This is a genomic window from Terriglobus sp. YAF25 (assembly GCF_052113305.1).
Lineage (GTDB): Bacteria > Acidobacteriota > Terriglobia > Terriglobales > Acidobacteriaceae > Terriglobus.
The window spans coordinates 1-8,837 of the sequence record NZ_JBFRCY010000298.1 but is presented as its reverse complement, the minus strand read 5'-3'; the positions used below and the strand labels follow the sequence as shown (position 1 = coordinate 8,837).

9 protein-coding genes are annotated in these 8,837 nt (G+C 60.4%); 7 read left to right on the top strand and 2 right to left on the bottom strand.

Annotated elements, in window-relative coordinates:
* The coding region (locus AB4043_RS13665; RefSeq protein ID WP_442307282.1) for a GDP-mannose 4,6-dehydratase at positions 1-396 on the top strand (396 nt) is incomplete at its 5' end.
* Positions 397-586: 190 nt separating this feature from the next.
* On the opposite strand, the gene AB4043_RS13660 is transcribed toward AB4043_RS13665, so the two are convergent.
* Complete coding sequence (locus AB4043_RS13660; protein WP_442307281.1) at positions 587-847, bottom strand: hypothetical protein; 261 nt, start codon at positions 845-847, stop codon at positions 587-589.
* A complete protein-coding gene (locus tag AB4043_RS13655; protein ID WP_442307280.1) occupies positions 844-1,689 on the bottom strand; it encodes a LysR family transcriptional regulator in 846 nt (281 codons plus the stop codon). The genes AB4043_RS13660 and AB4043_RS13655 overlap by 4 nt, the downstream gene beginning before the upstream one ends.
* 97 nt (positions 1,690-1,786) lie before the next feature.
* Here AB4043_RS13655 and AB4043_RS13650 point away from each other — a divergent pair, with 97 nt between their 5' ends.
* From AB4043_RS13650 to AB4043_RS13625, 6 genes are all read left to right on the top strand, one after another.
* Positions 1,787-2,968 (top strand): 2-isopropylmalate synthase, encoded by a 1,182-nt coding sequence (locus AB4043_RS13650; RefSeq protein ID WP_442300810.1) that lies wholly within the window; start codon positions 1,787-1,789, stop codon positions 2,966-2,968.
* Positions 2,969-3,094: 126 nt separating this feature from the next.
* Positions 3,095-3,694 (top strand): isocitrate/isopropylmalate family dehydrogenase, encoded by a 600-nt coding sequence (locus AB4043_RS13645; RefSeq protein ID WP_442307279.1) that lies wholly within the window; start codon positions 3,095-3,097, stop codon positions 3,692-3,694.
* A gap of 37 nt (positions 3,695-3,731) precedes the next feature.
* Positions 3,732-5,156 (top strand): 3-isopropylmalate dehydratase large subunit, encoded by a 1,425-nt coding sequence (gene leuC, locus AB4043_RS13640; RefSeq protein ID WP_442307278.1) that lies wholly within the window; start codon positions 3,732-3,734, stop codon positions 5,154-5,156.
* Positions 5,156-5,788: a 3-isopropylmalate dehydratase small subunit gene (gene leuD, locus AB4043_RS13635; RefSeq protein ID WP_442300807.1), complete on the top strand. Its 633-nt coding sequence runs from the start codon at positions 5,156-5,158 to the stop codon at positions 5,786-5,788. Before leuC ends, leuD begins: the two co-directional genes overlap by 1 nt.
* A 12-nt stretch (positions 5,789-5,800) precedes the next feature.
* Complete coding sequence (ilvD, locus tag AB4043_RS13630) at positions 5,801-7,501, top strand: dihydroxy-acid dehydratase (protein WP_442300806.1); 1,701 nt, start codon at positions 5,801-5,803, stop codon at positions 7,499-7,501.
* Positions 7,502-7,598: 97 nt separating this feature from the next.
* The coding region (locus tag AB4043_RS13625; RefSeq protein ID WP_442307277.1) for a thiamine pyrophosphate-binding protein at positions 7,599-8,837 on the top strand (1,239 nt) is incomplete at its 3' end.

Genomic DNA, 8,837 nt, shown 5'->3' with positions numbered 1-8,837 from the left:
ATTCTGGACGTTGCCCTCGGCCGTCGCCAGTCGATCAAGATCTACGGACAGGACTATTCCACTGCGGACGGTACCTGCGTCCGCGACTATATTCATGTCCAGGATCTGGCCGAAGCGCACATCCTGGCGCTCAAGGCGCTCGAACAGCCCGGCCACCACATCTTCAACCTCGGAAGCGGACAGGGATTTACCGTGCGCCAGGTGATTGAATCGGCACGCCGCGTCACCGGTCAGCCGATTGCCGTGATCGAGGAACCGCGCCGCCCAGGAGATCCCGCGGTTCTGGTCGCCAGTTCGGACAAGATTAAGAGTGAGCTCGGTTGGAAACCGAACTTTCCAGAGCTGGACCAGATCGTCGCCTCCGCCTGGGAATGGCATCAGAAGCGATACGCGTAAATTTCGACGATCCCAAAAGACCTCGAGGGCCAGGAAGCGTTTGCTGCCTGGCCCTCAGTCTTTCATGATGAGGAAGATTTAGAGCGTTTTCCCCCGTTGCTGGGTATCCCGAAAGAGCATACAGCGGCATTTTCATTGCGGAAAACGCCCATAGATGGGGAAGCCCTACACTACACCACGAGGAAAGGCTCTATTGCTGAGGCGGTGGGCCGGGGCGTCCGCCGCCGCGCATCTGCGACTGCATCTCTTCATAGGTCTTCTTTTGGTCGTCGGTCAGAATGCCTTTGACCTTGTCGGAGTAATCCTTCWGGATCTCCATCATCTTCGGGCGCATGGTCTCCATGTCGCCGCCGCTCGAACGCAGATCCATCATCTTCTTGTCGCGTTCGGCCATAAAGTCCTTGACCTTAGCTGTCTGGTCCTCGGACAGGTTCAGCCGGGTTTTCATCATCTCGAGCTGGTATGGGACAGAGCGGTTTGCTTGCGATACACCACGCGAAGCTTGCGCTCGAAGTTCAGCTCGCGGGCCTTTACCTCCACCAGTGAGCCCATTCGCAGCTCAGAAGCGACAGTCAACTTTGGAGATAAGGCCACACCGTTGCCCATCGCCACGAATCGCTTGATCGCGTCCAGAGACGGAAGCTCAACCCAGATTGGGAGCTTGGTCCGGTGCTRGGCAAACGCCTGAAAGACTCGTTGCCGCTGCGGCGAGGCAATATTGTGTGCGACAAAACGCTCGCGGCCAAGCTCCTTCACGGACGCCATACCTTCTTTTGCCAGCGAATGATTGGGGCTGACCACGCAGACCAGCTCGWCACGGAAGATCACCACGGAACGGAGTTGAGGGTCGGAGGGCTGAAAACTCAAGACTCCAAGTTCGACCGAATTGGCCAGCACGTCGTCGCCGATACGGCTGGCAAGCGACCGCTGTACCTCCACCTTTACATTCGGATGGCGCCGGGTGTACTCGTGGATGAGCGGAAGCAGGCAGAGACAGGTGTACTCATTCGCCGCCAGCAGCAAACGGCCGCGATGCAGTGAACGAAGCTCCTTCAATGCCGAACCCGCCTCGTCGCGGAGATTGACGAGCTTGACGGCGTACTCGCGCAGCACCTCGCCGGCGTCAGTCAGTGAGCCGGTCTGGCGCTCAAAGAGCGATTCGCCCAGCTCCGCCTCCAGTTTGCCGATCACCTGGCTTACCGCCGGCTGGGTGCGGTGAAGGCGCAGTGCGGCACGAGAGAAGCTTTTCTCCTCGGCAACGGCGAGGAAGGTTTCCATCTGAAAGAGGTCCACGGCGGCTCGCTTATTAGGGTATTAGAAGTACTAATCGACCAGACTCGCTCGATAAGTGGGGTTTATCATAACCGGAAGCAGAGGTGTAAGGCCAAGTATGTCGACCAACGATCGCGTTCTCTTTTTCGATACCACGCTGCGGGACGGCGAACAGTCGCCGGGATGCACGATGCACCACGACGAGAAGCTTCGGTTCGCACATCAGCTAGCTCTGCTGGGTGTGGACATCATTGAAGCCGGTTTCCCTATCGCCTCCGACGGTGACTTCCAGTCCGTGCACTCGATCGCGCGCGAAGTTGGCCGCGACGGCAAGAGTCCCCGTATCGCCGGTCTGGCCCGCTGCAAACGCGACGACATCGAGGCGGTAGCTCGTGCCGTTGCCCCGGCGGCGCGGAATAGAATTCATACCTTTCTTGCTTCTTCCGATCTGCACCTGGAAGTGAAACTTCGCATCAGCCGCCAGCAGGCTCTGGACCAAGTGGGTGAGATGGTGGCTCTGGCCAAATCGCACTGCGAGGACGTGGAGTTCTCCGCCGAAGACGCCACCCGCTCTGACATCGACTACCTGTGCAAGATGGTGGAGATTGCTATCCAGGCCGGCGCAACCACCATCAATCTTCCAGACACGGTCGGTTATTCGACACCGTCTGAGTATCAGACGATGTTTGAGACGGTTCGCGCACGCGTGCCCAGCAGCTCACAGGTGATCTTCTCCACGCACTGCCACGATGATCTGGGGCTGGCGACAATTAACACGATCAGCGGCATCCTCGGTGGCGCGCGTCAGATCGAAGTCTCCATGCACGGCATCGGCGAGCGCGCCGGCAATGCCGCACTGGAGGAGGTCGCGGCCATTCTATCGATCCGCAAAGATCAGTACCCCTTCACCAGCAGCCTCGATCTGAAGCAGATTGGCGCCACCAGCAAGGCCCTGGACCAGATCATCAGCTTCACGCCCTCGCCCAACAAGGCGATCGTTGGTAAGAATGCCTTTGCGCACGCCAGCGGCATTCATCAGCACGGTGTGCTGGCCAATCCGCTGACGTACGAGATTATGACGCCGGCTTCGTTTGGCGTTGTGGCGAACACCATTGTGCTGGGCAAGCACAGCGGCCGCCGTGGCCTGGAGCAGAAGCTGAAGGAGCTGGGCTATAACTTCAACCGCGAGCAGATTGACGAGATCTATCACCGCTTCACGGCGCTGGCGGACCGCAAGAAATCGATCTACGACCAGGACATCGTCGCGCTGCTCGAAGCGGAGTCCGCTCCGGCGGTATAACCCTGTGTTTGCCGTCATTCCGTAACGGAGCGGCAAAAACCGCTTCCATGAATCTTGAACCGCCGGGTGCCTCGCCCTCGCAACGTCAGGGTGGGTCCGGAGACTACGAAAGTGTCAAAGGAACGAATGAACCTCAAGATTGCAGTCCTGGCCGGCGACGGTATCGGCCCTGAAGTTACAAACGAAGCACTGAACGTGCTGAACGCTGTGGCGAAGCATGGCGGCCACACCTTTAACTATGAAGATCTGCGCATCGGGGGCGTGGCCATCGATGCGGACGGCTCTCCGCTGCCGGAAGCGACGCTTGCGGCAACACTCAAGTGCGATGCAGCCCTGCTGGGCGCCGTAGGCCATAACAAGTTCAACAACTATCCGCCGAGCCAGCGCCCCGAGGCGGGCCTGCTGAAGATCCGCGCGGAGCTGGGTGGCTATGCCAACCTTCGCCCCTCTGTTGCTTACAAGCCACTAGCCGACAACTCTCCGCTGCGTGCTGAGGTGACGGAAGGGACTGACATCCTCTTCGTCCGCGAGCTGCTTGGCGGTCTCTACTTCGGCGAGCCGCGCTGGTGGGATAAGGACAAGAAGCTGGCGCACAACACCATGGTCTACAGCGAGGCCGAGGTAGCCCGCGTCGCGAAGATCGCATTTGAGCTGGCGCAGAAGCGCCGCAAGAAGGTATCGACCGGCGAGATGAGCAAGGCCGTACTCGACGCCATCAAACTTTAGTCATCCCGCAGGGATCTGTTTTATCGAGGAACTCGCAATGCCGCAAACGATGTTTGAGAAAGTCTGGAACAACCACCTCGTCGCCTCACCGGAAGGTGAGCCACCGCTGATCTATATCGATCTGCAGCTCGTGCACGAGGTCACCTCACCGCAGGCCTTCGACGGTCTGCGCCTGGCGGGACGTAAGCTGCGCCGTCCTGACCGTCATATCGCCACGGTCGATCACAACGTTCCAACGACCTCGGCGGAGGACCGTCTGCATATCCTCGACCAGACCTCGGCCGCACAGGTCAACGCGCTGCGTAAGAACTGCAAGGACTTCGGCATCGAGTTCTTCGATGTGCAGGATGCCTCGCAGGGCATCGTGCACATGATCGGGCCGGAGCTGGGCGCGACCAAGCCGGGCATGACCATCGTCTGCGGCGACTCGCACACCTCGACCCACGGCGCTTTTGGCGCTCTGGCGTTCGGTATCGGCACCTCTGAGGTGGAGCACGTGATGGCCACGCAGACACTGTCGCAGTCAAAGCCGAAGACCTTCCGTATTACCGTCGATGGCACGCTTCCCTACGGCGTGACGGCGAAGGACATCATCCTTCACATCATCGGCCTGATCGGTACTGACGGTGCGACCGGCTATGCGGTCGAGTACGCAGGTTCGGCCATTCGTGCTCTCTCGATGGAAGGCCGCATGACCATCTGCAACATGAGCATCGAAGCCGGTGCACGTGCCGGCATGATCGCTCCTGACGAGACGACCTTTGCTTACCTGATGGGCCGTCGCTTCTCGCCCACTGGCAAGGCGTGGGATGAGGCTGTGGCYCACTGGAAGTCGCTGCCCACAGACGAAGGCGCGGTCTTCGATCGCGAGCTGCACATCGACGCCGCCCAAATTACACCGACGGTAAGCTGGGGCACCTCACCCGGCATGGTGACCAGCATTGAGGGCAAGGTTCCTTCTCCGGACGATGCGACCAACGAGATCGACCGCAAGGGCTACGAGCGGGCACTGGAATACATGGGCCTGAAGGCCGGCACGCCGATCGAGCAGATCAACATCGACCGTGTCTTCCTGGGCTCCTGCACTAACGGACGCATTGAAGACCTGCGCGCCGCCGCTCAGATCGTAAAGGGCCGTCACGTTGCTGCTACCGTCTCCGCGATGGTGGTTCCGGGCTCGCAGGCTGTGAAGAGGCAGGCTGAGGAAGAAGGTCTGGACAAGATCTTCAAGGATGCGGGCTTTGAGTGGCGTGAACCGGGTTGCTCCATGTGCCTGGGCATGAACCCTGACATTCTGTCGCCGGGCGAGCGCTGCGCCTCGACCTCGAACCGCAACTTCGAAGGCCGTCAGGGCCGTGGCGGACGCACGCACCTGGTTTCGCCGCAGATGGCGGCCGCGGCGGCGATCGCCRGCCACTTCACCGATGTGCGCAACTGGCCGAACAACGGAGGCAAGAACTAATGCAGCCCTTTACCAGGATCACTTCGATTGCCGTACCTCTTGACCGCGCGAACGTCGATACCGACCAGATCATTCCCAAGCAGTTCCTCAAGCGCATTGAGCGCACCGGCTACGGTGAGTTTCTGTTCTTCGACTGGCGGTACGAACTTGACGTGCCCGACTCTGTCATGCCGAACCCCGAGTTCGTGATGAATGCCCCGCAGTACAAAGGTGCGGAGATTCTGCTGGCCGGCAAGAACTTCGGCTGCGGCAGCTCACGCGAGCACGCCGCCTGGGCGCTAAGCGACTATGGCTTCCGCGCCGTGATTGCGCCGACCTTTGCCGACATCTTCTTCTCGAACGCAGGCAAGAACGGCATCGTTCTCGCGCGCCTTACGGACGACGAGGTCAACACGCTGATGCAGCGCGCACAAACGCCCGGTTATCAGGTCACCGTCGATCTCGAAGCACAGACAGTTACCGATGCACAGGGATTCAAGGCTCGCTTCGAGATCGATCCCTTCCGCAAGGAATGTCTGTTGAACGGACTGGACGATATCGGCCTGACGCTGCGCCACGGCGAAGCACTGGACAAGTTTGAAGCGAAACACGACAACGAATTCTGGTCTGCACCCAAGACCGCAACCGCGTAAAGAAGGAAGATTGTGAGCGAGAAACTCAGCCCAGCAAAGAAGAATTCCGTCGTTCTGACTGAAGGCCCCAACCGTGCCGCTGCCCGTTCCTACCTGCGCGGCGTGGGCTTCAGTAAAGAGGATCTGCACAAGCCCATCATCGGTATCGCCAATACCTGGACCGAGATCGGCCCCTGCAACTTCCACCTTCGCCAGGTAGCCGAGGCCGTAAAACAGGGCATCCGTGAGGCCGGCGGCACACCGATGGAGTTCAACACCGTCACCATCTCGGACGGCATCACCATGGGCACCGAGGGCATGAAGGCCTCGCTCATCTCGCGTGAGGTCATCGCCGACTCTATCGAACTCGTAGCCCGCGGTAACAGCTTTGACGGCCTGGTCTGTATCGCCGGCTGCGATAAGAACATGCCCGCGGCCATCATGGCGCTGGCGCGTCTCGATATCCCCGGCATGATGCTCTACGGCGGATCGATCATGCCCGGCAAGCTACCGCAGGCAGACGGTTCCACCAAAGAAATCACCATCCTTAGCGTCTTTGAGGCGATCGGCTCGCACGCAGCCGGCAAGATCAGTGACGACCAGCTTGAGGCTGTTGAAGCGGCTGCCTGTCCCGGCCCCGGCGCCTGCGGTGGACAGTTCACCGCGAACACCATGGCCATGGCCGGTGAGTTCCTCGGCATCTCGCCCATTCAGTTAACCGGAGTGCCGGCTATGTCGGCGGAGAAGGCTCACGCCTCCCGCGAGGCCGGCAAGCTGATGATGAAGCTGGCCGAAGCAGGCATCAAGCCTTCGCAGATCCTCACCAAGCAGTCCATTGAGGATTCAATCGCTGCCGTCGCCGCTTCGGGCGGCTCGACCAATGCGGTGCTCCACCTGATCGCGATCGCACATGAGCTGAAGATCCCGATCACGATGGAAGACTTCGACCGTATCAGCGAGCGCACGCCGCACATCTGCGATATGTCCCCGGGCGGCAAGTATGCTGCGAAGGACTACCAGGAAGCCGGCGGTTCGCGTGTGCTGGCCAAGCGTCTGCTCGACGCCGGCCTGATCAAGGGCGACACCATCACCGTTACCGGCAAGACGCTCGCCGAAGAGTCGCAGGAAGCTGTCGAGACTCCAGGCCAGCCTGTGATCTATCCGGTCGACAAGCCGCTGAAGAAGACCGGTGGTCTCGTGATCCTGAAGGGCAACCTCGCGCCCGAGGGCTGCGTCATCAAGGTGGCCGGCCACGAGCGCATCTATCACCAGGGCCCGGCACGCGTCTTCAACTCGGAAGATCTCTGCTTCGCCGCGGTTGAGGCGGGACAGATCAAACCGAACGATGTCTGCGTCATTCGCTATGAAGGACCGAAGGGCGGTCCGGGCATGCGCGAGATGCTGGCCGTCACCGCCGCCATCAAGGGCATTCCGGAGCTCTCCGAGACCGTTGCCCTGCTGACCGATGGACGCTTCTCCGGTGCGACTCGCGGCCTGATGGCCGGCCACGTCGCTCCTGAGGCGCAGCTCGGCGGACCGATCGCTGCAGTTCGTGAAGGAGATCTGATCACCTTCGATATTCCGAACCGCAAGCTTACGCTCGAGATCAGTGACGAAGAGATGGCGGCCCGGTTGAAGGAGTTCAAGGCTCCGGAGGCTCGGTACAAGCGCGGTGTCTTTGCCAAGTACGCCAACTCCGTCTCCAGCGCGAGCGTTGGAGCAGTAACCAGCTAAGTGCTTCTTCTCGGCTGCCTCTGTCCGGGGCAGCCGAGCTATACCTTGCAACCGTTGTTTCAACCGTCTGAATGCATTACCGCTGTAAGGAGGAAATATGACCGACACCATCGATGCCATCCGTAACACCACGCTCACCGGCTCCGAAATTCTTTGGGCCACCCTGGTAGGCGAGGGTGTATCTACGGTATTCGGCTATCCTGGCGGCGCCATCCTCCCCATCTATGACGCTCTACGCAAGTTCCCCATTCACCATGTGCTGGTTCGCCACGAACAGGGCGCCTCGCACATGGCAGACGGCTATGCCCGCGCCTCCGGCAAGGTTGGCGTCTGCATGGCCACCTCCGGCCCCGGCGCCACCAATCTTGTGACCGGTCTCGCAACCGCGATGCTCGATTCGATTCCGATGGTCGCCATCACCGGTCAGGTCTCCTCGAAGGTACTGGGCTCCGATGCCTTCCAGGAAGTTGATATCACCGGCATCACGCTGCCAGTCACCAAACACAACTTCCTGGTGACGCGCGCTGAAGATATCGCTCCCATGGTTCGCCTTGCCTTCCAGATTGCACAGGACGGACGCCCCGGACCGGTGCTGGTCGACATCACCAAGGACGCGCAGCAGGCCTCCTGCATCTTCAACTTCGAAGACGCTGCGCCGCCGCCCGCGCGACCGCACCCGATGCTTCGCGCCGAGTCCGGTGCCATACTGCAGGCCATCGAACTCATCAAAAACGCGAAGAAGCCCGTCATCCTTGCCGGCCATGGCATCAACCAGTCTGGTGCAGAGGCCGAGGTGATCGCCTTTGCGGAGCGCATGCATATCCCTGTGGCCAGCACGCTGCTGGGCCTGGGCAGCTTCCCTGCCTCACATCCGCTATCGCTGGGCATGATGGGCATGCACGGTGAGTCGTGGGTAAACAATGCCATCCAGGAAGCCGATCTCCTTCTGGCCTTCGGTATGCGCTTCGACGACCGCGTCACCGGCAATCTCGCCAGCTACGCGCAAAATGCGAAGAAGATTCACATCGAGATCGATCCGTCGGAGATCAACAAGAACGTCAAGGTAGACGTTGCGCTTATCGGCGATCTGCGTGAGGTTCTGCTGACCCTGCTGCCCATGCTGCCCGCATCCAGCGATGCGGCATGGCTGAAGCAGATCAACGCCAGCAAGGGCGAGGCTGCGGTCCGCGATATCGTCAACCTGCCCGACAACGGACACCTCTATGCCGCGCACGTCATTCATGACATCTGGCGCGAAGCTGTAGCCGCGGGCCGCGAGACCGAGACCATCATCGTCACCGACGTAGGTCAGCACCAGATGTGGGAGGCGCAGTAC